A 23,816-nucleotide genomic window follows, 5' to 3' on the forward strand; every position below is an offset into this window, starting at 1 on the left:
CGCCCCGCAATGAACAGCGCCGGGCAAAGCCCGGCGCTGTAGCATCAGCCAGCAGATAGTGTCCGAAGGCTGATCAGCCTTCCAGTTCAGCCCAGCGCTCGACCAGACGCTCCAGCTCTTCCTGCTGTGCCTGCAACTGCGCCAGCACCGCCGCGGTGTGCTCACCGGACTGCTGGTAGAACGCAGGAGCGGCGATCTGCGCTTCCAGCTCGGCGATCTTCTGCTCTGCGGCATCGATCTGCTCGGGCATGGCGTCCAGCTCACGCTGATGCTTGTAGCTGAGTTTCTTCTTCGCCGCCGGTGCGCTTTCTACCGGCTCGGCAACGGGCACAGAGACGGGGGCTTCGACGACCGCGGAGCCCAGCTCGGCCTTACCCGACTTGGTCTCACCAACGCCCAGCAGGCGTGGCGAACCACCCTGACGCAGCCAGTCCTGATAACCACCAACGTACTCGCGCACCTTGCCCTCGCCTTCGAAGACCAGGGTGCTGGTGACCACGTTGTCGAGGAATGCCCGGTCGTGGCTGACCATCAGTACCGTGCCCTTGAACGTCAGCAGCACTTCCTCGAGCAACTCGAGGGTTTCCACATCGAGGTCGTTGGTTGGCTCATCGAGCACCAGCAGGTTGGCCGGTTTGCTGAACAGCTTGGCCAGCAGCAGACGCGCACGCTCGCCTCCCGACAGCGCCTTGACCGGGGTACGGGCACGCTGCGGACTGAACAGGAAATCGCCGAGGTAGCTGAGCACGTGTCGGTTCTGCCCGTCGATCTCGATGAAGTCACGACCTTCGGCGACGTTGTCGATGACGGTCTTTTCCAGATCCAGCTGATGGCGCAATTGATCGAAGTAGGCGACATCGATCTTGGTGCCCTCTTCCACCTTGCCGCTGGTCGGTTGCAGACCGCTGAGCATCAGCTTCAACAGAGTGGTCTTACCGGTGCCGTTGGCGCCCAGCAGGCCGATACGGTCGCCGCGCTGCAGCACCATGGAGAAATCGCGAATCAGGAACGGGCCGCCTGGGTGGGCGAAGCTGACGTTCTCGAGCACCATCACCTGCTTGCCGGATTTCTCCGCAGTGTCGAGCTGAATGTTGGCCTTGCCGGTGCGCTCGCGGCGCTCGCTGCGCTCCACGCGCAACGCCTTGAGGGCACGCACACGACCTTCGTTACGGGTACGACGGGCCTTGATGCCCTGGCGGATCCACACTTCTTCCTGGGCCAGGCGCTTGTCGAACAGCGCGTTGGCGGTTTCCTCGGCGGCCAGCGCGGCCTCCTTGTGCACCAGGAAGCTGGCGTAATCGCCATTCCAGTCGATCAGGCCGCCGCGATCCAGCTCGAGAATGCGCGTGGCCAGATTCTGCAGGAAGGAACGGTCGTGGGTGATGAACAGCACGGCGCCCTGGAAATCCTTGAGGGCTTCTTCCAGCCAAGCGATCGCGCCGATGTCCAGGTGGTTGGTTGGCTCGTCGAGCAGCAGCAGATCAGGCTCGCTGACCAACGCCTGGGCCAGCAGCACACGGCGGCGCCAGCCACCGGACAACTGGGCCAGGGTCTTGTCGGCAGGCAACTGCAGACGGCTCAGAGTGCTGTCGACCAGTTGCTGCAGGCGCCAGCCATCACGGGCCTCAAGATCCTGCTGAACGTGCATCAATTTGTTCAGATCTTCTTCGGTGACACAGTTCTGCGCCAAGTGATGGTACTGGGCGAGTAACTCGCCAACGCCATCCAGGCCCTGAGCAACCACATCGAACACGGTGCGCTCATCGGCGACCGGCAGCTCTTGTGGCAGCTCGCCGATTTTCAGCCCCGGCGCGCGCCAGACGGCACCGTCATCGGGCTTCTGATCGCCCTTGACCAGCTTGAGCATGCTGGACTTGCCGGTACCATTGCGGCCAATGATGCACACCCGCTCGCCGCGGGCGATCTGCCAAGACACCTTGTCCAGCAGCGGCATGGCGCCAAAGGCCAGGGAAACATCGGTGAACTTGAGCAGGGTCATGGGTTGCCTCGACAATACGCTGGGGTGGTGGCGAAAAGAGTGTGCGAACGCAGCCAATGGGTTCACCACGTGGCCGACCACCACGAAACTGATCTGGCCGGCGCATGCGCCAGCCAAAAACCGGGCGCGTATTCTAACCGAGAAGGCCCTCGGCGTCTGTCAGGCCTTACGCACCGGCTGTCGATGTGACATAAACAGACATGCGCCAGACTGCTGCGGCCCTTTCGCGCCAAGCGGGCAAAAGGCTAAGCTAACGCCCATTGCCTTTAACTGCGCCCGCAACTGCCAATACGGCCTGCTGCCGCCCAAAGGGCGCATCGAGCGACCGGCATCAGCCAGATCGCATCCGCTCACGAGATGATCCCCCCGGAAGTACCATGCGCTGTCGTTTGCCCAGTCTGTTGAGCTGCCTGATTCTTTGCGCCACCACGGCAACCCTGAGCCAGGCAGCGAGCCTGACCCAGCAACGCCAGTATTACGATGAGGCCAAGGCCGCTCTTGCCAAGGGCGACAAGGGGCCTTATCAGCGCTACGCCAGCGCCCTGAGCGACTACCCGCTGACGCCTTATCTGGCGTATGACGAACTCACCGCACGCCTGAAATCAGCTAGCAATAACGAAATCGAAGCCTTCCTCGCAGCCCATGGTGACCTGCCCCAGGCCAGTTGGATGAAACTGCGCTGGCTGCGCTGGCTGGCCGAGCGTGGCGAATGGCAAACCTTCGCCAAGTACTATGATCCGGGCCTCAACTTTACCGAGCTCGACTGCCTCAATGGCCAGCGCCAGCTCAACCAAGGCCAGACTGCCGAAGGCTATGCCAGCGCCGAGAAGCTGTGGCTGGCTGGCAAGTCGCAGCCCGAAGCCTGTGATCGTCTATTCGACCGCTGGGCAGCCGAAGGTCAGTTGACCGAACAACGCCGCTGGCAACGTACCAAGCTGGCTGCCGAAGCGCGCAACTACAGCCTGGCCACCTTCCTGAGCAAAGATCTGCCGACACTCAGCAACCATGGCAAGCTGCTCGTGGAAGTTGGCCAGAAACCGCAGATTCTCACCCAGACCGCACGATTCACGCCGGCCGACGACGCCATGGGCGACGTGGTCAGCCTCGGCCTGCGCCGACTCGCACGCCAGGATCCGGAACAGGCCTTGAGCCTGCTCGAAGGCTATTCCCAGCGCATGCACTTCTCCGATCAGGAGAAGGTTGCCATCGCCAACGAGATCGGCCTGACCCTGGCACGCCGCTTTGACCCGCGCGCCCTTGACGTGATGGCCAAGTACGATCCCAACCTGCGTGACGACACCGTCAGCGAATGGCGCGCTCGCCTGCTGCTGCGCCTGGGCCGCTGGGACGAAGCCTACAAGCTGATCAGCCGCATGCCCGACTCCCTTGCCAGCACCAACCGCTGGCGCTACTGGCAGGCTCGCACGCTGCAACTGGCACAACCCAACAGCAAGGCCGCTCAGCCGCTGTTCCACAGCCTGGCCAAAGAGCGCGACTTCTACGGTTTCATGGCTGCCGATCAGGTCAAGGAACCTTATCACCTGAAAAACGCGCCACTGCCGCTCAGCGCCGCGGTGATCAAAAAGGTACGCAACGCCCCTGGCATCCGTCGCGCCATGGAGTTCCATGACCGTGGCCAGATCGTCGATGGCCGCCGCGAGTGGTACCACGCCAGCCGGCACTTCGACCGCGACGAACTGGTGGCCCAGGCACGCCTGGCCTACGACATGGAATGGTATTTCCCGGCCATCCGTACCATCAGCCAGGCCAAGTACTGGGACGACCTCGACGTTCGCTTCCCGATGGCCTATCGCGAATCGCTGACAACTGAAGCGAAAAAGCGCGGCCTGCACTCCAGCTGGGTGTTCGCCATCACCCGCCAGGAAAGCGGCTTCATGGCCGACGCCAAGTCTCACGCCGGCGCCATGGGCCTGATGCAGGTCATGCCCGCTACCGCCAAGGAGACCGCACGCAAGTTCGGTATTCCACTGAGCAATCCAAACAACACATTGCTGCCCAGCATCAACATTCAGCTGGGCGCCGCTTACATGAGCCAGATTTACGGCCAGTTCAATGGTAACCGGGTGCTCGCCTCGGCCGCTTACAACGCTGGCCCCGGCCGCGTTCGCCAGTGGCTGCGCGGTGCCAACCACCTGTCGTATGACGTGTGGGTCGAGAACATCCCGTTCAATGAAACCCGCCAATACGTGCAGAACGTGCTGTCCTACGCGGTGATCTACGGCGACAAGCTCAACGCCCCGCAGCCGCTGGTGGGCTGGCACGAGCGCTATTTCGACCAATAGGGCAGCGGCAAGAAAGAGTGCGCATCGCTCCCGCCCCCGTAGCCTGGGTTGAGCGAAGCGATACCCAGGGCAACTTTCCCAGGTGTCGCTGCGCTCGACCCGAGCTACATCAGGATGATTGGCTAACCATCAACCTACTCCAGCACCTCGACCGGCATCCCAACCTGCAATTCACCACTACCGTGGTTGATCAGGTTCTGCCCGAAAAGAATCTCGCCTTCGCGTTGGCGGTAGCTGCGCAAGGTGGTCAGCGGTTCGCGATCGGCGCTGCGCTCGCCGGTCTGCGGATCGATGGTGGTGATGATGCAACGTGAGCAAGCCTTGGCAACCGTGAACTCGACATCGCCGATGCGAATACGCTTCCAGCTATCCTCGGCATAGGGCTCACTGCCCTGTACCACCAGATTTGGACGAAAGCGCAGCATTTCCAGTGGACGACCAACCCGAGCCACCAGGTCGTCGAGTGAAGCCTGGCCGATCAACAGCAGCGGAAAGCCGTCGGCGAACCCGACCTTCTCATCCCCTGTCACGTTGCCCTCGATATAGCGCGCACGCTCTGCGGGTACATGTACCAACCGACAGGGCTTGCCGATGAATTCGCTGACCCAGGCCGCCGCCTCGTCGCCAGCGTCCGGCACGCGCATGCTGTCGCGCCAGATGATCACTCCACGCAATGCCTCGTCGGGATCCGGCAGCGCCACGTCGAGAGAAGGCCTGTCCGGCGCCTCGAGGGTCAGGCCGCCGGCCTGATTCCAGCGCGCCGTCAGGCGGCTCATCTGCGGAAAGGTACGCTGGGTCAGGAAGCGACCATTGTCCTCGCTCGCCAGCATCCAGCGGCGATCACCGGCCACGCCCAGACCGTCGAGCTGCAGACTGGGCAACGACTCGCCGATAGCGGACTTGAGAGGAAAACGGTAAAGCGAGGAAAGGTGCATGGCCCGGCGTCCTGACTAGAGCTAAACGGCGGTTATACGCAAACCGCCGCCGCGGCTCAAGCCAGGCGTGTAGCGCTGAGCGGTTACTGCTCGTCGAGCGCCAGGCGCTCGCGAATCACGTCGACCAGCTTGTCGGGCTGAAATTTGGAGAGGAAGTTGTCGCAGCCTACTTTCTTCACCATGGCATCGTTGAAGCTGCCGGACAGCGATGTGTGCAAAACCACGTAGAGATCACGCAGACGCTGATCCTGTCGAATTTCGGTGGTCAGGCGATAGCCGTCCATTTCCGGCATTTCGGCATCGGTGAAGATCATCAGCAGCTTGTCGGTCATTACCTGGCCGGTGTCCGCCCAGGCCTTGAGCATGTTCAGCGCCTTCAGGCCATCGGTGGCCACATGCATCTTGATCCCCAGCTGCGACAGGGTATCGCGCAGCTGCGACAGAGCCACGCTGGAGTCGTCGACCAGCAGCACTTCGCGGCCGCGGGCCTTTTCCAGCAGTGGATCGGCCAGGCGGTCGCTGGAAATACGGGTGTCGTACGGCACGATCTCGGCCAGCACTTTCTCCACGTCGATGATCTCCACCAACTGGTCGTCGACCTTGGTGATTGCCGTCAGATAGTGGTGGCGCCCTGCTCCGCCAGGCGGTGGCAGGATGGATTCCCAGTTGAGGTTGAGAATGCGGTCGACGCCGCCGACCAGGAACGCCTGAATCGAGCGGTTGTATTCAGTGACGATGATGGTGCTGCGCTCATCAGGCACGATTGGCCGCATGCCGATGGCCTGGGACAGGTCGATCACTGGCAGGGTCTGCCCACGCAGGTGAATGACCCCACAGACGAAGCGGTGCCGATGCGGCATCAGCGTCAGCTTGGGCATCTGCAGGACTTCCTGCACCTTGAATACGTTGATCGCGAACAACTGCCGGCCAGCCAGGCGGAACATCAGAATTTCCAGGCGGTTCTCACCTACCAACTGTGTCCGTTGATCAACGGTGTCGAGAATACCGGCCATTATTCGCTCCTGTGAGGCGTGATGTTCATGTCAAGCTATCGGCCAGGCGTTGCATTACTGAAGGCGGCATGGCGCAACGCCATCTTGCACCAGCGGCTGATGGGAAACCAGCATCGCTATATCTAGTCGTGCAGTAAAGGAGACTGCTGTGGAAGATGCACACGCAGCGCCTGTGGCCGCGCGGAAAAACGCATGCTGTGCCCCTCACGTGGCTCACCATCGAGGTTCAGATCGAGCCCCTCCGGCGCTTCGATTTCCAGCCAGGGCAATCGAGCGCTGACGGACACACCCTCGATTCCTTTCAATCCACCCGAGAACAGCGTCCCCAGCGTGCCAACTACATCGGACGCCGCCGGAACGATACACACATCCAGCAAGCCGTCGTTGACTCGCGCGTGGGGGCACAGCACATGCCCGCCACCCGCCTGCCGACCGTTACCGATACCCAGGGCGAGAAACTCACCTTCCCACTCGAAGTCCGGCCCCTTGAAGCGACCAAAGGCCGAGCGCACTTCGGCAAAACGGGTCAGGCCGGTAAGCATGTAGGCGGCACCGCCCAGCACGCGTTTGAGATCTTCGGAGGTATTGGCAGTGACGTTGGAGCCAAAACCGCCCGTCGCCATATTAAGGAACAGCTGGCCGTCGACCTCACCCAGGTCGATCGGCTGCGCCGGTGTATCGAGCAGCGCCAAAGCATCGGTAGGCACGACCGGAATACCGGCAGCGACAGCGAAGTCATTGGCGGTCCCCAGGGGCAACAGCGCCAAACTTGCATCCGTATTGGCCTTGGCCATCGCTTCGGCAATATCTCGCAGAGTGCCGTCACCGCCGCCGGCGATCAGCGTCTGATAACCCGCCTGCAAGGCTTCTGTGACCAGACGCTGGGCGTCACCCGCTTCCCACGTCAGGCGCACGGCCAGATCCCAGCCGCGCTCGCGTTGGGTCTTGACCGCCGTGCGCACCTCTTCGTTGAGGGACTGCTTACCATGAAGGATCAACAGCGCTTTACGCTCTTGCATAACGGCTCCGAAAACGGGATTGAAAACGACTGCCTATGCAGACAACGCGCAGGAGAAATAATCACACCGTCCATCTCCTGCTCGCCGACTATCGACTCTACACCTCAGCCGAGTAATTCACTCATTGGAATGAAGTGCAGGCTGTCGCCTTCTTTCAGGGTGGTGCCTTCCAGCACTTGCGCCAGCCCTTCGGCCCAGGCGGCACTGCGAAGCACGCCGGAACTCTGATTGGAGTAAGGCACGACTCGCCCGTTTTCAAGCCGCGCCCGCAGGAACTCGCGGCGCTTGCCGGGTTTTGCCCAGACGAAGCCCGCCGGCACCGCGAAGCCCAGGGGCTCGACCTTCTGTACGCCCAGGCGGCGCAGCAGATAAGGCCGTGCCAGCAGGCCGAAGGTCACCAAGGTGGACGCCGGATTACCGGGCAAGCCAATCACCGGGCGCCCCCGGAACTCGCCGACGGTGAGCGGCTTGCCGGGCTTGATCGCCAGCTTCCACAGAGCCAACTCGCCGGCCTCGCGCAAGGCAATGCCGAGAAAGTCCGCCTCGCCCACCGACACGCCGCCAGTGGAAAGAATCAGGTCGACATCCTGCAGGGCGCCGAGGGCCTCGCGGGTACGCTCGAGATCATCGACCAGAATGCCGGCATCGATAACCTCGCACCCCAAGCGCTGCAGCCAGGCGACCAGCAGGTAGCGGTTGCTGTTGTAGATCTGCCCGGCGCCCAGCGGCTGACCCGGCTCGACCAGTTCATCGCCAGTGGACAACACCGCCACCCGGGGTTTGCGACGCACCGACAACTGCGCCAGACCAATCGAAGCTGCCAGCCCCAGCTCTACCGGCCCCAGCCGCGTACCAGCGCTGAGCAGGGTTTCACCCTTGCGGTTCTCCTGCCCTTGGGGGCGGATGTTCTGGGCGACTTTCATGGCCTGATCGAAATGCACGCGACCGTCATCGCCGAGGCTGACGTTTTCCTGCATCTCCACCGTATCGGCGCCAAGCGGAACCGGCGCGCCAGTGAAGATCCGTGCACAAGTACCAGGCTCCAGCGCCTCGGGCGCGGTGCCAGCAAAGATGCGCTGGCTGACCGGCAGCGGCTCGCCCTGCCAGTCGGCCAGGCGCAGCGCGTAGCCGTCCATGGCACTGTTCGGCCATGGTGGCAGATCCAGGCCGGCGATCAGCGGCTCGGCCAGCACGCGGCCATCGGCCTGAGCCAAGTCGACCAACTCATGGCCTTCGATAGGGGTAGCGTCAGCCAGCGCCAGCAAGCGCTCCAGCGCCTGCTCCACCGGCATCAGCGGCGAATGCTGCTCGCTCATCCGCGGCTCTCGCAGGGAGCGGCGAGCTTGAGGTGCGGCACGAAATTGCAGGGGCGATGACGGGCGTCGAGCTGCTCGGCCAGGATGCCGTCCCAGCCGGTGCGGCAGGCATTGGTCGAACCAGGTAGGCAGCAGACCAGCGTACCGTTGGCGAGGCCGGCCAGCGCCCGGGACTGAATGGTCGAAGTACCGATATCGGTGGTGGATATCTGCCGGAACAGCTCGCCGAAACCATCGACCTGCTTGTCCAGCAGGCAGGCCACTGCTTCCGGTGTACTGTCACGTCCGGTGAAGCCGGTGCCGCCGGTGATCAGCACCACCTGCACCACGTCTTCGGCGATCCAGGTGGCGACCTGAGCGCGAATTTTGTAGAGATCGTCTTTCAGCAACACGCGCTCGGCGAGGCGATGGCCGGCCGCTTTCAAGCGGTCAACGAACAGTTGTCCGGAGGTGTCGGTTTCCAGCGTGCGGGTATCGCTGACGGTCAGAACGGCGATATTCAAGGGCACGAATGGCGCATCGGCCTTGTGGCTCATGGCAGGCTTCCAGTTGTCGTGAACAATGGCCGGTGTTATACCACAGCGCCACCGCCGGAGACCCTGCCATGCCTACTTCAGCCCCGCCCCAAAGCCTCTCGGTGGTACTGCTCGCAGGCGGGCGCGGCCAGCGTATGGGCGGCCGCGACAAGGGCCTGGTGCACTGGCAGGAGCGGCCAATGATCGCATGGCTGCACGACCAGGTTCGGCCACTGACCGACGACCTGATCATCTCCTGCAACCGTAATCACGAAGCCTACGCGCCCTACGCCGACCACCTCGTCGGCGATGACAGCGCGGACTATCCGGGTCCGCTGGCCGGTATTCGTGCAGCCCTGCAGATCGCCCGCCACCCTCTCCTGCTGGTGCTGCCCTGTGACGCACCCAGAGTCGACCGCACGCTGCTCGACGAACTCCTCGCGCTGGCCGGCGACCGACCGGTCATGGCCAAGCGCGACGGCCATTGGGAACCGCTGTTCGCGGTCATCCCCCGCAGCCTGCTGCCCTCCCTGGAGCAGGCCTGGCAGGCCGGTCAGCGCAGCACCCAGCGCTGGCTGAGGGATCATCACCCGGTGGCGCTAACCTGCGTGCCAGACGATCCGCGCCTGAGCAACGTCAATTCACCGCAGCTCATTGAGTAGAACGGACTTGCAGTGCAGGCCAGCCAAGCAGTAAATACAGTGGAACTTGGGCTCGAAGCGCCCGTCTTAGCCCAAGTAATCATTCAGCTTCGATTTTAAGGAGACATGTCATGAAGCAACGGACTACCGCTGCATTTCTACTCGCGTTCGGCCTGGTTACCCTGGTCGGTTGTTCCACGCCTTCGGTCATCACCCTGAACGATGGCAGGGAAATCCAGACCGTAGATCGCCCTGATTTCGACGACGACACTGGCTTCTACGAGTTCGAACAACTGGATGGCAAGCGCACCAAGGTCAACAAAGACCAAGTTCGTACCGTCAAAGAGCTGTAAGCACCTTTGACCCATCGTGGGCGTAAGCACCAAGCGCTGCGCCCCGATTTAAAATTTTTGCTAAGCCCTTGTGCTGTAAAACTTTTTCAGTACAATTCGGCGCATTCGGAGTGTAGCGCAGCTTGGTAGCGCGTCTCGTTCGGGACGAGAAGGTCGCAGGTTCGAATCCTGCCTCTCCGACCACTTCCCTGTTTCAGCTTGCATCAGCATGTCTCGAAACCTCAGCAAAGCCGGCCCCTGTGGCCGGCTTTGTTGTTTCAGCCCTACTCATCTTGTATCAGGCTATACCGCTCGAATTGGTATGCCGATTGGTATGCCGTTATCATGGCGCCCTAACTTCGAACATGGGCATACCAAAACACCATGAAACGCGCTGATATCAAGCGTCGGCCGATGGCTGACTCTACCCTCGCCGGCCTAGATCCAGAGGACAAAACTTACCGCGAACATGACGGCCAGAGCCTGTACTTCCGGGTGAAACCTTCCGGCCAGAAATTCTGGGAGCTCCGGTACAGTAAGCCAGGCAGCAAAGCGCGCTCGTGGCTTGGCCTCGGATCTTACCCCATCGTGTCTGGCTCAAAAGCCCGCGAAAAGGCCCAGGAAGCACGCACACTACTTGCCCAGGGCATTGACCCATCGACGCAGCGCAAAGCCGAAGCTGCGGTAGAGAAAGCCAAATCCGAAAATACGCTCGAGCAACTGGCCCGTGAGTGGTATGCCGTTCGCGTACACGCCTGGGGCAACGGCTACGCCAAGCGAGTGATGGGCGCCCTTGAACTGCATGTGTTTCCCAAAATGGGGAAGCGCTCCTACCTCGATATCACGTCCATGGAATGGATGGAGCTTTTCCGCGGGATGGAGAAGAAAGGCATCATCGAACAGATGGGCAACGTCCGGCGCTACTGCAAAGAAATCTATGACTTGGCCAGGGTGACAGGGCGCGCTGTGAATAACCCGGTCGACGGGCTCGAAAAGTTTCTGCAGAAGAAGAAGTCCGAAAACTACGCGCACGTTGATCAGGTCGAACTTCCAAAGCTGCTGCAGGCAGTAAGCAGTTACAACAATCGAGTCGTTCGCATTGGCCTACGTCTGCTCATCATCAACGGCCTGCGCCCCAGTGAGGTGCGAGAGGCGATGTGGTCTGAGTTCGACATGGACAAGGCGACCTGGGAGATCCCGGCCGAGCGGATGAAGAAAAGGCGGGAGCACATCGTGCCGCTCTCGACTCAATCCCTCAACCTGCTAAAGGAGCTGCAGCTCTATTCTGGCGGGTACGATCGTCTGTTCCCTGGGCGGAATGATCGAACCAAACCGTTGAGCGACATGGTATTCAACATGGCGCTTCGCCGGATGGGGTACCAGGGCGAGCAGACCGGCCACGGCTTTCGCCATATCGCCAGTACCCTCCTCAACGAGAACGGCTTCGACGAGAACCACATCGAAGCGCAGCTATCCCACGCCAAGGCAGGCGTCGCCGGCGTCTACAACAAGGCGAAGTACCTGGAACAGCGCCGCACGATGATGCAATGGTATGCCGACCACCTCGACGCGCTAGAGCGTGGCAACGTCGTCAGCATTCCCAAGAGGGCCTGAAAAGGCCCTTCCCCGAAAACCACCCGTGCTCGAAACTGACCAGACATTATCGGGAGACATCCCCATGCTTCAAGTCTGGATCGGCGGCATCCTTCTCGTGCTCGGCATGGTCTCCTTGCTGGCGAACCCCATTGTCGGCGGGATCCTGATCGCCATCGGCTACACGCTTTACAAAAACACCGACCGCGCCACACGCGCTGCAGCGGAATCCACGTTCTGGGGATTCGCGCTGCTTTGCGGCGTCGTCGTTGGTATCGCCGCCATACTCGGCGCCTTCTAGAAGTCACCTCCCGCCAGATTCACGATCCGTTCAGCCACGCCATTGGCCCGCACCTGTAAGGTGTCCAGCCGCTGCCGCTTCTGATCTGGCGTCATGGCGGTGTCCCGGTACACGGCATCCATCTGGTTTCGGATATTCCCCAGTTGCTTACGTGCCAGCCCCAGCGCAGGACGGTGACGCAGCTTCTCGCGGCTCTTGGCCATCAACTGCTCTGCAGCGTCCAGCCGCCCTTCCTCACGGTATGACTTGATGGTTCGGTTGAGCTGATCAGTCTCACGCATCATGTCGTAGAACTCGGACTGATACTTTGTCGAGCGCGGAGCATCCCCCTGGTAGATGACTTTCAGGATCGGGATGTCTCCAGCACGGCTGGCAGGCCGATCAGCATCGTCGAACACGCTCGTCACGAGGCTTGATGCATCCAGCACGTACTGGCCCAAAGTGCCGGTGTAGGCGGCGATAAGATGGTCGACCTGCTTTGGCGATAGCCCCGCAATTGGCCCAGTCACCTGCCCAACCAGTCGGCCGATCGTACTGGTGCGCTCGTCATAGCGCGCCTCGGGCAGCTTGCCTTCGTCGCTCATATCCTCGATTGGCGAATCACGGAAGAAGTTGCGGTTGGCCTGCAGCTCGCGGATCGGCTGGTAGAACTGCGGTACCGGGTTGAAAGCCAGCGTCTCGAACACCCCACGCGAAACCGCCTTAGCCAAGTCGCCGCCATCCTGGCTGCCGGTCATTGCGTGCAAGATGCGTTCGGGCACGGTACCGAACACCAGGCCCAGCTCGAACGGTTTCGGGATGCGGAAATGCTCATCGCCCAGGAAGATGTGCCAGTGCATGTCCTTGTCCCAGTCCATCAGGGCTTTATAGCGCTCGTCATCGTCGTTCAGCCCCGCCAGCATCAGCGAGAACAGAGCGATGTAACCTCCCTTCATGGCCACCTCTTTGGCCAACAGGGTCTTGTCACCCTTCACGGCACGCCCCAGCTTGTACAAGCCCTGCAGGCGGGCATTGAGGAACGGCACCACATCGGTGAACCACTGCGCCGCCGCAAAGTTGCCGCGCAGGCTGTAATCCATCAGATCCTTGGCCTCATAGGAAGCTTGGCGACGCGATTTGCCCGCGTCGATCGCGGCCTTGTATGTGCTCAGTCGGTTGGCGTTCTCCACCTTGTCGCCGAGTTCGCGATACTTCTGCCAGCCCTGGCCAAGCATCGCGGCCGCTTTCGCGGGCGTATTCACCAGGCTGCCCATGTAGGCATCCTGCTGCGGGCGAGTGAATCCCTTCTTCTCCAATGCCCTGCGGATGATCTGGGCCGAAGCCTCTGGGTCGGTACCGTGCACATACCCACCCTGGAAACTGCCGCCGGCGAACATCAGGTCGCGGTAGTCCTGATCCTCACGCAACGCGTCGCGCATGCCCTTGATCGAGTCCTTGCCCAGCGTGAAGCCATCCTTGTTGATGACCCAGGCATGAGCCGCGTCGCGAATGAAGTTGCGCAGGATGAAGTCTGGCGACGCTGTAACACCGGTCGTGAGAATCCGCTTGAAGGCTCGGCCGATCTTGGTGATCGGGTCATTGAAGACGCTGCCTTCCATGAACTTCAGGCCGCGCAGCAGGCTTTCGTCATTGACCCGGTAATACTCGCTCTTGCCGGCGCGCTGCACCCGGATGATGTCCGGATCGGTTGGCGCCACCCGCGTCCACAGCTTCTCGAAGCCTTCGTTCTCAGGCTTCATCAACTGATTCACCACCTTGATGGGGTTGGAACCGGCCGGCAGGTCTAGCAGGTCGGCGGCCAGCGCCAAGGCTTTACGATCCTTCCGGATCTGCTGGGCAATCTGATCACGGGAAATCAGCACCTCCTGCCAGCGCGGGCTCTCATCAGTCAGAAACTCGCTGCCCTGCAGGTTACCCACCACCTCGAGCAAAGCCTTGTTCTTCATCGACGCATCGATACGCTTCGTCCAGCCCGACAACATGTTGGCCAGCAGGTCGTTGGTCGGCAGGTCGCCGCCCTTCAGCGCCTTGATTGCAGCCGTCTGATGCGACAGCCCTCGTTTGCTGCGCGGTGCGGTAAAGATGCCCTCGCTTTCATCCTGGCGGTAAAACGGCACGTAATAGTCGGTGAGCCACTTCGCGCGGGCGTCTTGATCGATCAACCCGGCTTCCTGCGCCAGATCCAGAACAGCCTCGTTCACCTGGGCATACTCGCGGTAGGTCTTTTCGAACAACGCCTCCTTGCCCTGCCCCATGGCCACCAGCTCGGCAATTTCTGCATCGGTCAGGTTGTTTTCGCGCCCCTGTGCTTTCAGCAACTGGGCACGCTTACCGCCCAGCCACGCCAGCCATGGGGTCAGATTGTCCGGGCCGAGGTCACCCAGGATATCCAGCACGCCGCGGGTGTCCGCTTTACCCGACACGATCCCGTCGCGCCATTCAGGCGCAGCATAGTGCAGCACCCCATGCATCACGTCGGCGATGCCGCTGGCCATACGCGCAGAAACGTACCCCTGCTGGTTTACATCGTTGACGCCCACAGCCTCTTCCGCACGACGTATGCCGGCCAGACCGTCGAACACGCCCTCCTCCGAGCGCACCGACCATTCACGCATCCTGGTCTGCAGGCCGCCGAGCGTCATGTTGCGCACCTGGTCGAGCAGGCTATGCGCATCGACCTTGGCCAAGCCCAGCTTGCGCAGTGCTTCGGTATCGCGCTGGCTGGCCCGCGAGTAACGGATATCCGAATCGCTCGGATCGAAACTGCCAACGTTGGCGGTGGCGCTCTTCACCTGCTCGGAACGGAACGCAACGTAGGAATCGCCCGATCCTTCATCGACCCCATTATTCGGATATACCAAACCATCATACCCCTTCGCCTCCAGCGCAATAACCAGCTCGGCATGGGTCGCATCACTGCGCAGCGGGATGCCAGCAGCCCGAAGCACATTGGTAAAGGCCTCATCTATTCCACCGAAATAGCCCGTATCAGTAATGCGCAGCGGGTTCTTTATCGAAAGGTATACAGGCAACACAGAGCCGCCCTCGGCATTCTTGTTCCTTATTCTCCCCTCCGCCTGCGCCTTGCTGCCGAAGTGAAACCCAAACTCGCTGAATCGCTGCTGTTTGAATTCGTTAAAATCCATGCTTGTCCCGTGATACACAACCAGCGGCTCACCATTACCGTCCGTCACCTTGGACACAGTATCCGGGTTGACTCTTTCGAGCGCCCGGCGTGAGAATGACGACGTCTCGGCAGAATCTGTTGAGGCCGAAACCTCAGTACTGGCCGATGTGGCGCGTTCCCCAGCAATGGGGGTATCCCTCGGAGATCCTACTGGGGTTTCTTTTTGCCCGGAGTTTTGTTGATCCTCAGCAAACACGGCATTGTAGAAGTGCAGCTTCCCGTCCTTCATCCGCTGGACGGTGAACACCGCAACCAGCTCGCTGCCATCGAGACTGACCTTAGCAAGCAGCCGCTCGTAGGACTGAACGTTTGGTTCTGCAGCAGGTTCGCGAGGCGCCCTTGACGAGGCATGCACCGCGCTCTGAAACGCAGTGCGGATATCGGCAGCCATCAGCAGCTTGGCTGGGTCAGCGCTTTCGCTGATGAACTTGTTCACCCCCTTGTTCCTGCTCAGCAGCACCTCGCCCAGGTCGTTGTTGACCAGCGGCTGTCCGCTCTTGACGATATCGCTGAGCGCTTCCCGGGCGCGCTTACGCAGCTCGCTGATACTCAAATTGCGCCAGCTCGCAGGAATCTGCAGCTTGATTGCCGCCATCGAACCCAGCCGCTCACCGACGGCCAGCCCTTGCCAGTTGCCGAACCAGTTCTTGAAGTTACTGCCACGCGCCTGGTGCCACTGCCGCTGGTTGAGCTGCGAAGGCTTGCCGTTCTGCGCCAACAGCCGGCCCTGTTGGTCGGTAATCTCCAGGCCCTGTGCCGATCGCCCATCACGCGAGAACGCAACCCGGGCACCAGGTCGACGGCGGCCGTTCTCGATGTACGCTCGAGCATTGCCCAGCAACCCCTGAATGTCGCCCTCCGTCCAGTTGAGCCCCATGCCGATAGAGCGGAGCGTATTGCGCATCGCGGTGACCAGGCGAGACCAGAACGGCTGCTGCTGGATAGTGCCAGCGCCGGCCATGTCGGCCAGCACCTCCTCCGTTGCGACCGCAGGCGTATAGCCGAAGCGCTGCACCAGGGCATCGGCCTGGCTTTTGATATCGGCATTACTGCCATAGATGCTCATCAACAACGGGCTCAGCCGATGGCCATAAGCACCCTGCAGGCCGGCGTGACCCAGAACCTCATGCTGCAACACGAACGCGGCATGTCGGGCGCCGGTGAGGTTGTCCGCCACCAGGTACACCTTCCCGTTGGCAAATATGCCCTCGACATCGAACGCACCGTCGCGCTCTACGCGCTGACGTTGCCTGGTTGGCAGATCCTTGATCGACTGCACCACCGCCACTTCGGGCGCATTCCGCCAGTCGCGGGACATCTGCTTGATCGCCATACGCAGTTGGCCGGCGCGTGAGCCTTTTGCCTTCGTCGGCGCCATCCGGTAGCTGCTGCGGGAATAGCTCTGGCCGAACTCCTGCCGAAGCGCTTCCCAAGCCTGGCGGTTCAGACTTTCCGGGCTATCGCTGTTCAGGGCGTTGAACTGTTCGAAGGTGATGCTGGCTGATGCGCGATCGACATCGGCCTCATATTGATCCTGCAGGCGCTGTAATGCCTGGTCGTAGCCTGGCGATCCTTTCTTGAGCCCCACCGCCTTTGCCCGCTGGTCGATGTAACGCCGCCGCGGCGTGGACAGAATTGCCGGCAACTGTCCTGCGTCACTCGCGGCCGATGTCGCACCATCCGCCTGTGTGGCACTGGGGAACTCGGCGATAGCGGTCAGCAGATCCTGAATCGTTGAATCGAGGCGTATTACCTTCACGTCCTCCCCGGCCTCGCGCTTGGCCAGCCACTGGTGGTGACCATCAAGCACATGCCCGTCACGGGAAACCAGAATGGAGCGATCGCCGCCGGCGAACTTCTTCGCAGCAGCAACCTTCTTCGGCGAGAACTCAGCCTGAGTAGGCTTCAAATCAGCAGCAGCGATAGTTTCCTCTGCATGGCTGATGCCCCTGGCGTTCAGGAAGTTGACCATGGCCCCGCGGTGTTCAGCCTTGATCTGCGGCATATCTGCCCGAGGCACGCCACGGCTGCCAGAATCGTCGCTAAACGCCGTCCAGTCCTTGCCGATCTTCTTGCCGGTGATACTCTTCGGCGCACTCAGTGCACGCTGTCCGTCGGCCCCCTCAGCTGTAGCAGAAACATCAGCTCGATCTTGTCCTGCTGCCGGCCTGGCAGGCGCTGGCCGCTCAGCCACCACTGGCACTCGCGCCACGTTATCAGCCGGAGCTGGTGCAGCAGGTGGATTGCTTGCCACTCGCTCATCAGCAGCCCTTGGCCCACGATCAACATTCTTCACCTCTTGCTTGCGCTGCACGCGCCATTCACGGTTACCGCTTTTCACCACTTCAAAAGCGCCTGGTACCGGCAAACCAAGCAGCGCCTTATTGGCACCTGGAACGCTTTTGAAAACCTGGCCGATGGCCGCCCTTTCCGCCAGTGCACCACGAAGTGCACGACCAGCCTGAATTCGCGTTGAGCCAGTTACTTGAGCAAGATCAGCCGCTTCTGCGTTGGGATTGGCACGAGCACGCTCGATCAATTGGTCGAAGCTCGGCCGCTGTCTGTTGCTGGCTTGCTGATCCATTCCCGGGCCGCCCGGCGCCGGCCGCTCCGAGGCTGGTGCCACAAATGGCGCGGTAGCCCCACGTTGGGCGTTGCCATCGCTATCCACCACCATGGAGCTGGGCGCTGGCAGGCCAAGCGGCTCAGCACGCGGCGTGACCTGCACCTGCTCCAAGCCTTGCGGGCCGGTATCCATCTCGACAGTTGGTAGCGGTGGGCGCTGCTCAACCTCTTCTAACTGCCGAGGCCCGGTGTCGAACTCAACATCGGCGACAGGCAGCCGATCAGCAGCGCTGAACTCTTCCACCTGTGGCATCAGTTGGTTCAGGCCACGCGAATCTAGCGGATCAAAGCCCTCAGCCTCGGCCCTGGCAACATGCTGCTTGGCCGCCGCCAGCGCTTCGGCCTCTGGCACCTCTGCCGTAGTCTGCAGGTCTTGGTCGTAGCGGAAATAGCGCAGCTTCCCAGCCTCATCCACCTCAGTGTTGAACAACTGCTGCGCGACGGAGGTATTCAGATCGGCCAGGTCTCGCTCCCTGATCCGACCACCAGGTGCAGGAGCTGGAGCACCGGCACGCAACGTGGCGCGGGTTGCATCCGCAATTGGGCTTTGCGTACCTGACGGGGAACCATCTACCGCAGCGGCAGCCACTGCCGATATCGGCCCAGCAGCGGGGTCGATCCCCATCTGCTCTGATGGCTTGCGCGTTCGCGCCATGTTCCAGCCGGTTTCTGCCGTGCTCTGCCCAAGCGACAGCAGGCTCTCCAGCACAGCATCAGGAATACTGCCTTCGCCGGTAGCTGCCAATTCACCCAAGTACTCGCCAACGCCTTCGCCGACTGTTTCCATTCCCAGCAGTGCGCCACCAGTTGCCATGCGGCGACCCAGGCTTTCTGTGGCCTTTCGTGCGTTGCCCTGAGCCACCTGCACCGCTGCGGCAATCTGCGGATTGGCGCGCGCCGCCAGCACTGCAGTCTCATTGGCTACATCGACGCCGTTATCCACCAGCACCTTACGCGTCGCCGCTTCCAGGGCGGTGCTGCTGGTGCGCTGCAGTGTGCTCGCCACCTTGCCACCGACGCCGAGAGTAAGAGCATCGACACCGGTGATAACGCCACCTTTGATAGCGCCCTCTCGTCGAGCCTGAGCAAGCTCGTCCTGGGTCACCACGCCATCGTCCGCGGCCGCCATGGCCTTCTGGCCAGTTTCGAGCGCGGCGTTGCCGAGGAACATACCTGCCAGACCGCCCAACACGCCGCCGGCCGCAGCACCAGCAGCAGTACCCACGACAGGAACAGCGGAACCGATACCGGCGCCGATCGCCGCGCCGCCTTTAAGGCCCGCGTAACCACCACCAAGCGCAACCGCAGCGTTCGGCAACTGCTCGAGCACGGCAAGCCCGGCCCCAGCAGGGTTATCGACGATCGCGCCAATACCCTGGCCAATTGTTGGTAGCAGATCTGGGTCATCACCAAGAGCGGCGGTGCGCTCGGCATAGTCGGAGTGGAATTTCTCAAGACGGGGATCACGCGGGGCCTGTTGTTGAACTGTGGCTCGATCTGCAACACCTTGCGTGTCCCCCGTATAGGCGTCGACGGTGGAGGCGATAGCACGGCCGGTGGATTTGGCGCCCTCGGTGACAGTATCGATTATGCCGCTGGCCTTGGGCTTGGCTGGCTGCAAGCTGAATTCGTCAAGCAAATCACTGCCACCTGACGCGCCTCGCGCACCACCTATACCGAATTCGTCAAGTAAATCAGCCATGCATCCCCCAAACGGCCGCACCCCGCGGCATCACTCAGGTGACGCTATGTCACTGACCTGTATCGGCAAGACGAGAATCTCAGCTCAAATCAAAGAGTCAGCATTATTCAAATACCATCCTAGTCATACCATCCGGCCATCATGTTAAATTTACAGAAGCTGCTAAAGCTGGCCCTCGAACACGCCATTTACGAACTAAGGACGATGTATGACTACAGCTAAAACTGAGAATGAAAACCTGGAACTTGGGCGTGGCTTAGTCAGGCATTTCTTGTGGATTGCAGCCTTCGCCTGCCTGCTTGTAGTGGGGTTTGTTCTGAAATTCGGGTACATATCAGCGATCGGCGCCGGCTTGACGTTTGCTGGCCTGTTGCTGCCGGCATGGCAGCTCTCTACGAAAGCCAGCGTGCATGGTGGCAAATATAGAGAGCTCGACGCTGCCACCAGGCAAAGCCTTTGGGTTAGCGCCCTGGGCATAGTCTTCACCGCAGCCGGATATGCACTGACCCTGAAAAGCGCATTTCAATAAGGGGCACATATGTCTAACTCGGCTAAGCGCAGCCTGCTTCTGCTAAGCCTTCTTGCCTTATCCAATGGAGCACTGGCGGCGAATTACGCCACATGCCTGCTGGATGAGCTGCCCGGCATCCAGAATGACAGCGCAGCGGCGGCAGCCGTGCGCCACTGCACCGATCAGTACCCCGCAAGATGGAGTACTGTCAGTAAAGGTGAGGGCCGTGGCTTCTGGGGATACGACTCTGGCGCCGAGTGCGCTGTCCGGGAAGCTAGTGACACGCGGAGCCGTGAGGCTGCAGCGATCATTCGCAATGCATGTAACCATCTGTACGACAAGCCGAAAGACCTCATCGACGAATTCGGCCTCTCAGTCCCAGAAAGCCATTAACCGCTGACTGTGACGCCGGCGCCTTGCAAGAGTTGAATTAGCTGCTCCCTGCTCATACCTCGAGCCTTTGCAGTCGAATCGACTTCTGCGCTTGTTACTGTCCGCCTGGCAACTGGCGGCTGGGTCGTGGACACTGGCTGACCAGTTGTCACATCGATTACTTGGCGTCCAAGGATCGGCTTATTGGTGTCATCCATGCCCATGATGATGTCCTGAGCCACATACCGATCTTTCGCCGGCGTTGACAGCGCTGCATAGGACTGACGCGCAGTCTCCCGCTCACCGGCTGCCAGGCGAGGGTCGGCGATCTGACTCCGCAGCCCCTGCAAGCGCTGCTGATCCTGAGCCGCCACGTCGCCCTGCTCGATCTCTTGCCCCAGGCGCACACGCTGCAACTGACTGGTCATCCGCTCATCAAGACCAGAAAGAATGCCTTGCTGGGCCTGCGCTCTGCGCTGCTCGGTTTCGGCCTGGCGCGAATCACGGCGATCATTGAGCATGTCGGTCAGGCTTGGAGCCCGGGAACTGTCACGCACGACAGTCACACGCCCACCGCCTTCGCCAATTTGCCCGCGACGATTCTCGCGGATCATTTCCCTGCGGATCTGGTTTGCCTGATCAAAGCTCTGAATTGCCCTGGCTGCGTCACCTGGCTCACCAACGGAAAGGCCACCGCCAATCCCATCACCGATACGCCCCATTCCGCCAGCGGGCATTGCTCGAGCACCAGAAACAGCGCTGGCCTCGTTGGTGAACTCAGAAACGCCATTTGCTCCCGCGCGCATTGCGATGCCATTGCCAGCCTGGGTGTACCCATTACCAGCGTCGATATCGCCAATGGCAGGCACTTGCTGGCTCGTCGCTGGACGGCTCGCAGCGTCGCGCGCCATGCTCTGGATTCGCTGGGGGGTAATGCTGCCCGCAGCGCCTGGCGCTTGCGCAGATGCCAGAGCCGGCATGCCCTGACCAATGGATGGGCTTTCCAAAGTCGATGGAGCTGCAGCACGAGTGCCTGTCGCATCACGCAGAGCAGTCTTCGTACTGTCGAGCAGGCTTCGGTTGGCCCCAGCAAACGCTGCCGCACCATCTGCCGTTTGCTGGGCGAGCGCAGCGGTACGCCCGTAACCTGGCCGCGGTACCGGCTCACCACCAATGGCCATGCGGCCAATGTTGGCGATGTCCGTCCCAATATTACCAAGGCCATCACGCACTGCCGCCACTGGCAACGAGAGCGCGCCAGTGGTCATCCGGCCAATGCCGGCGCTGTCTTGCTGAAGAGCAGGTTTGCGGCGTTGCTGCTGCTCATCCTGATCAATCTGGCCGATCAGCGGGGTTTGATTAGTGGTAGCCATGCTGCGTCCTCTTTCGAATACTCACGACCCTATGTCACTGCCGAGGGTTAGCAAACCCGCGGCAGTGCGACTGCCTGGCTAGGCCGTTCCGCTGTAAATATCAGCTTGCAGACTGGACTGAGCGTTTGCCGCTGCGCCAGAGATGTCACCGATAGCTCGGGCAGCCTGCGCAAGTGAGCTGTTCTGTGCTGCGCGCACTTCGCCCTCTTGTTGGCCTGCCCTGCTACGCTGAACATCTGCCTCCAATCGGCCCTGTGCCGCACGCAGGCGAAGCTCCTCGAAACCAAGCTCAACGTTGTAGTAGGACGACAGGGCTGAGCTCAACGATGCATAGGCCTGAGCCTTGGTTCTGGCCACCTCGACATCACGGTTCATCAGCTCAATCCATCGGCCGTAAAAGGTCGAGATTTCCCCCATGATTCCTCGCTTGAGTACGATGGCCTGTTCCTCAGCGAACTTGAGCAGATCCAGTTTGATCTCAGCGTTACGCACGTTCTGCTGACGATTGACGTCGGCGATCGCGTCAGTGGCGCGAATCTCGCTCGCATTCAGCGATGCGATGAGCGCACCAGGTGGCAAATCAAAACCACGCTCCGAGTACTCCGCGCGCAGTGTGGCCTGTTCGGTGCCAGCAGCCCTGTATGCGCGATCCCTGCCTTCGTGCCATACAGAATCGAAGTGTTCCTTACTGAGCCCCAACGGTGACGCGCCGGAGATAATGCCTGCCAGCCACTCTTCCGGCGTGGACTGCAAGCTGGCGGACAGTTCGGGGAAGAATTTGGCCAGCCACTTATCAACCTCGGCATCGAGAAACCGGATCGACGCAGGCGAGGTGTCGCTGGGCAGAAGTTCGCCAAACGATGGCGGCGGCTGCAGGTTCGGTTTGCTCGGCGAGTATGCAAACGAAATGGCTGTCGACCCTGCCGAGTACGAGCCAATACGATTCGCCAATCCGACTGCTGTTTTGAGTGCAGACGTGGCGTGGCTCTGCAGGAATTCGATCGACTTATCTATGTCGGATGCCATGGTTACCTCACGGAATTTCGGCGGCGAGCTTCAGGCCGGCCCAGAACGCTGACGCAGGGGTAACCTGCAAGGTGCCCTCACGGAAGAGTTCGGTTGACCAGTTTCCTTCGCCGTCCAGGGTGACGGGATAGTTGGATAAAACGCGGGGCGCACCGAATACAGCCGTGTATTGACCTGTAGCGGCGGACGTAACCTCGATGCGTTGCACCGAGTAGGTGATGGTCGGCCCGTCTGCATCCTGCAGCAGCGCCTCCATAACAGCCCGGCCTCCACCGATCGCGACGGTCGATTTGCGCACGCCGCTCTGGGAGTCCAGCCAGCTTTCAAAGTGGCCCTCGAACACCCCTGAAAACGCGATGAGGTCGCCACACTTCACCACCTCGCCGAACTCCTCGCACTGGCGGGCAATCTCCAGCGCGTAGTACATCCCGAGCGCGTAGGTACCTGGCCCGTCCATAATCTCTTCGGGGAAAGGCGCCAGGCTCAGTTCCTTCGCGGACGTGGCACCGACACTCAGCGGCGTTGTGACGTACAGTCGAAGAACGTCATACGCGTCGAAGTCGAAAAACAGCGCCCGCTCGTGGCCATCAGCGAACCGCAGCGTGGTTTGAAAGGACGGATTAAGCCCCCAGAATGCGCAGTCCCTTAAAGCCTCAGTTGGTTCGCTGCCGGAAGTGTCCACGAGCAACGCGTTCTGCTCGCCCGAGATACCAACGAGGAGCCCAGACCCCCAGACAAGCTCATCGACGGTGGGGTTTATCCCGTCACGCACAGTGCCGAGGATAGTCGCCGGCGCCGGCGCTTCGCTGTAGTTGGCGGACACCGAGCAGCGACTGTACCGACCAACCACCGCAGCTCCCACCTCTGGTGTCCAGGCTTCACGACGCAGCACCGAGCGACTACCGGCGTAAAAAACAGGCCCCCAGCCTGGAGCCGTAGTCACCTTTCGGTAGTTGCCAGAGTCGACGACAGCATCCACATCGGTGTTGTACCGCGCCCATTTACAAACATCGTCCTCGCCGGACGGCTCGTAGGTGAAGTCGATGATCATAC

17 protein-coding genes and 1 tRNA gene are annotated in these 23,816 nt (G+C 61.1%); 8 read left to right on the forward strand and 10 right to left on the reverse strand.

Annotation, left to right across the window (positions count from 1 at the left end; genetic code table 11):
• Positions 1 to 73: 73 nt before the first annotated feature.
• Positions 74 to 1,999: an ATP-binding cassette domain-containing protein gene (locus ACZ3GY_RS12430; RefSeq protein ID WP_465910234.1), complete on the reverse strand. Its 1,926-nt coding sequence runs from the start codon at positions 1,997 to 1,999 to the stop codon at positions 74 to 76.
• Positions 2,000 to 2,376: 377 nt separating this feature from the next.
• On the opposite strand from ACZ3GY_RS12430, the gene ACZ3GY_RS12435 reads away from it, so the two are divergent.
• Positions 2,377 to 4,302, forward strand: coding sequence for a transglycosylase SLT domain-containing protein (locus ACZ3GY_RS12435; RefSeq protein WP_465910235.1), 1,926 nt, complete (start codon positions 2,377 to 2,379; stop codon positions 4,300 to 4,302).
• A 134-nt stretch (positions 4,303 to 4,436) separates the two neighbouring features.
• Here ACZ3GY_RS12435 and ACZ3GY_RS12440 read toward each other — a convergent pair whose 3' ends face one another.
• The 5 genes from ACZ3GY_RS12440 to moaB form a co-directional block, all read right to left on the reverse strand.
• A complete protein-coding gene (locus ACZ3GY_RS12440; RefSeq protein WP_465910236.1) occupies positions 4,437 to 5,237 on the reverse strand; it encodes an MOSC domain-containing protein in 801 nt (266 codons plus the stop codon).
• An 83-nt stretch (positions 5,238 to 5,320) separates the two neighbouring features.
• A complete protein-coding gene (locus tag ACZ3GY_RS12445) occupies positions 5,321 to 6,250 on the reverse strand; it encodes a chemotaxis protein CheV (RefSeq protein WP_465910238.1) in 930 nt (309 codons plus the stop codon).
• Between the two features lie 122 nt (positions 6,251 to 6,372).
• The gene (gene yegS / locus ACZ3GY_RS12450) at positions 6,373 to 7,269 is read right to left on the reverse strand and encodes a lipid kinase YegS (protein WP_465910239.1); all 897 of its coding nucleotides are present in this window, start codon (positions 7,267 to 7,269) and stop codon (positions 6,373 to 6,375) included.
• A 104-nt stretch (positions 7,270 to 7,373) separates the two neighbouring features.
• Positions 7,374 to 8,585 carry a molybdopterin molybdotransferase MoeA gene (locus tag ACZ3GY_RS12455; RefSeq protein ID WP_465910240.1) on the reverse strand — a complete coding sequence of 404 codons (1,212 nt, stop codon included), beginning with the start codon at positions 8,583 to 8,585 and terminating at the stop codon, positions 7,374 to 7,376.
• Positions 8,582 to 9,121 (reverse strand): molybdenum cofactor biosynthesis protein B, encoded by a 540-nt coding sequence (gene moaB / locus ACZ3GY_RS12460; protein WP_465910242.1) that lies wholly within the window; start codon positions 9,119 to 9,121, stop codon positions 8,582 to 8,584. The genes ACZ3GY_RS12455 and moaB overlap by 4 nt, the downstream gene beginning before the upstream one ends.
• A 68-nt stretch (positions 9,122 to 9,189) precedes the next feature.
• Between moaB and mobA the strand changes: the two genes are divergently transcribed.
• The 5 genes from mobA to ACZ3GY_RS12485 all read left to right on the forward strand — a co-directional run bounded on the left by mobA (position 9,190) and on the right by ACZ3GY_RS12485 (position 11,967).
• Complete coding sequence (gene mobA / locus ACZ3GY_RS12465) at positions 9,190 to 9,762, forward strand: molybdenum cofactor guanylyltransferase MobA (protein ID WP_465910243.1); 573 nt, start codon at positions 9,190 to 9,192, stop codon at positions 9,760 to 9,762.
• 110 nt (positions 9,763 to 9,872) lie between these two features.
• Positions 9,873 to 10,094 carry a YgdI/YgdR family lipoprotein gene (locus ACZ3GY_RS12470; protein ID WP_225833652.1) on the forward strand — a complete coding sequence of 74 codons (222 nt, stop codon included), beginning with the start codon at positions 9,873 to 9,875 and terminating at the stop codon, positions 10,092 to 10,094.
• A 106-nt stretch (positions 10,095 to 10,200) separates the two neighbouring features.
• A tRNA-Pro gene (locus ACZ3GY_RS12475) sits at positions 10,201 to 10,277 on the forward strand.
• 180 nt (positions 10,278 to 10,457) lie between these two features.
• Positions 10,458 to 11,687 carry a tyrosine-type recombinase/integrase gene (locus ACZ3GY_RS12480; protein WP_465910244.1) on the forward strand — a complete coding sequence of 410 codons (1,230 nt, stop codon included), beginning with the start codon at positions 10,458 to 10,460 and terminating at the stop codon, positions 11,685 to 11,687.
• 64 nt (positions 11,688 to 11,751) lie between these two features.
• Positions 11,752 to 11,967, forward strand: coding sequence for a hypothetical protein (locus ACZ3GY_RS12485; RefSeq protein WP_465910245.1), 216 nt, complete (start codon positions 11,752 to 11,754; stop codon positions 11,965 to 11,967).
• Here ACZ3GY_RS12485 and ACZ3GY_RS12490 read toward each other — a convergent pair.
• The gene (locus ACZ3GY_RS12490; RefSeq protein ID WP_465910246.1) at positions 11,964 to 19,418 is read right to left on the reverse strand and encodes an LPD38 domain-containing protein; all 7,455 of its coding nucleotides are present in this window, start codon (positions 19,416 to 19,418) and stop codon (positions 11,964 to 11,966) included. The genes ACZ3GY_RS12485 and ACZ3GY_RS12490 overlap by 4 nt on opposite strands.
• Positions 19,419 to 19,689: 271 nt before the next feature.
• Between ACZ3GY_RS12490 and ACZ3GY_RS12495 the strand changes: the two genes are divergently transcribed.
• Positions 19,690 to 20,010: a hypothetical protein gene (locus tag ACZ3GY_RS12495; RefSeq protein ID WP_465910247.1), complete on the forward strand. Its 321-nt coding sequence runs from the start codon at positions 19,690 to 19,692 to the stop codon at positions 20,008 to 20,010.
• 9 nt (positions 20,011 to 20,019) lie between these two features.
• On the forward strand, positions 20,020 to 20,385 hold the full coding sequence (locus tag ACZ3GY_RS12500; RefSeq protein WP_465910248.1) for a hypothetical protein: 366 nt from the start codon (positions 20,020 to 20,022) through the stop codon (positions 20,383 to 20,385).
• Here ACZ3GY_RS12500 and ACZ3GY_RS12505 read toward each other — a convergent pair.
• The 3 genes from ACZ3GY_RS12505 to ACZ3GY_RS12515 all read right to left on the reverse strand — a co-directional run bounded on the left by ACZ3GY_RS12505 (position 20,382) and on the right by ACZ3GY_RS12515 (position 23,814).
• On the reverse strand, positions 20,382 to 21,737 hold the full coding sequence (locus ACZ3GY_RS12505) for a hypothetical protein (protein WP_465910249.1): 1,356 nt from the start codon (positions 21,735 to 21,737) through the stop codon (positions 20,382 to 20,384). The two genes, ACZ3GY_RS12500 and ACZ3GY_RS12505, sit on opposite strands and share 4 nt — an antisense overlap.
• 78 nt (positions 21,738 to 21,815) lie before the next feature.
• Positions 21,816 to 22,763 (reverse strand): hypothetical protein, encoded by a 948-nt coding sequence (locus tag ACZ3GY_RS12510; RefSeq protein WP_465910250.1) that lies wholly within the window; start codon positions 22,761 to 22,763, stop codon positions 21,816 to 21,818.
• A 7-nt stretch (positions 22,764 to 22,770) separates the two neighbouring features.
• Entirely contained in the window at positions 22,771 to 23,814 is a 1,044-nt protein-coding gene (locus ACZ3GY_RS12515; RefSeq protein ID WP_465910251.1) for a hypothetical protein, read from the reverse strand.
• Between the last annotated feature and the right edge of the window lie 2 nt (positions 23,815 to 23,816).

It is taken from the genome of Pseudomonas sp. PME37.24/006 (assembly GCF_055556635.1).

Bases quoted from the DNA above. Each gene is read 5' to 3' on its own strand.
- ACZ3GY_RS12430 (WP_465910234.1), bottom strand. From the start codon at position 1,999: ATGACCCTGCTCAAGTTCACCGATGTTTCCCTGGCCTTTGGCGCCATG.
- ACZ3GY_RS12435 (WP_465910235.1), top strand. From the start codon at position 2,377: ATGCGCTGTCGTTTGCCCAGTCTGTTGAGCTGCCTGATTCTTTGCGCC.
- ACZ3GY_RS12440 (WP_465910236.1), bottom strand. From the start codon at position 5,237: ATGCACCTTTCCTCGCTTTACCGTTTTCCTCTCAAGTCCGCTATCGGC.
- ACZ3GY_RS12445 (WP_465910238.1), bottom strand. From the start codon at position 6,250: ATGGCCGGTATTCTCGACACCGTTGATCAACGGACACAGTTGGTAGGT.
- yegS (WP_465910239.1), bottom strand. From the start codon at position 7,269: ATGCAAGAGCGTAAAGCGCTGTTGATCCTTCATGGTAAGCAGTCCCTC.
- ACZ3GY_RS12455 (WP_465910240.1), bottom strand. From the start codon at position 8,585: ATGAGCGAGCAGCATTCGCCGCTGATGCCGGTGGAGCAGGCGCTGGAG.
- moaB (WP_465910242.1), bottom strand. From the start codon at position 9,121: ATGAGCCACAAGGCCGATGCGCCATTCGTGCCCTTGAATATCGCCGTT.
- mobA (WP_465910243.1), top strand. From the start codon at position 9,190: ATGCCTACTTCAGCCCCGCCCCAAAGCCTCTCGGTGGTACTGCTCGCA.
- ACZ3GY_RS12470 (WP_225833652.1), top strand. From the start codon at position 9,873: ATGAAGCAACGGACTACCGCTGCATTTCTACTCGCGTTCGGCCTGGTT.
- ACZ3GY_RS12480 (WP_465910244.1), top strand. From the start codon at position 10,458: ATGAAACGCGCTGATATCAAGCGTCGGCCGATGGCTGACTCTACCCTC.
- ACZ3GY_RS12485 (WP_465910245.1), top strand. From the start codon at position 11,752: ATGCTTCAAGTCTGGATCGGCGGCATCCTTCTCGTGCTCGGCATGGTC.
- ACZ3GY_RS12495 (WP_465910247.1), top strand. From the start codon at position 19,690: ATGACTACAGCTAAAACTGAGAATGAAAACCTGGAACTTGGGCGTGGC.
- ACZ3GY_RS12500 (WP_465910248.1), top strand. From the start codon at position 20,020: ATGTCTAACTCGGCTAAGCGCAGCCTGCTTCTGCTAAGCCTTCTTGCC.
- ACZ3GY_RS12505 (WP_465910249.1), bottom strand. From the start codon at position 21,737: ATGGCTACCACTAATCAAACCCCGCTGATCGGCCAGATTGATCAGGAT.
- ACZ3GY_RS12510 (WP_465910250.1), bottom strand. From the start codon at position 22,763: ATGGCATCCGACATAGATAAGTCGATCGAATTCCTGCAGAGCCACGCC.
- ACZ3GY_RS12515 (WP_465910251.1), bottom strand. From the start codon at position 23,814: ATGATCATCGACTTCACCTACGAGCCGTCCGGCGAGGACGATGTTTGT.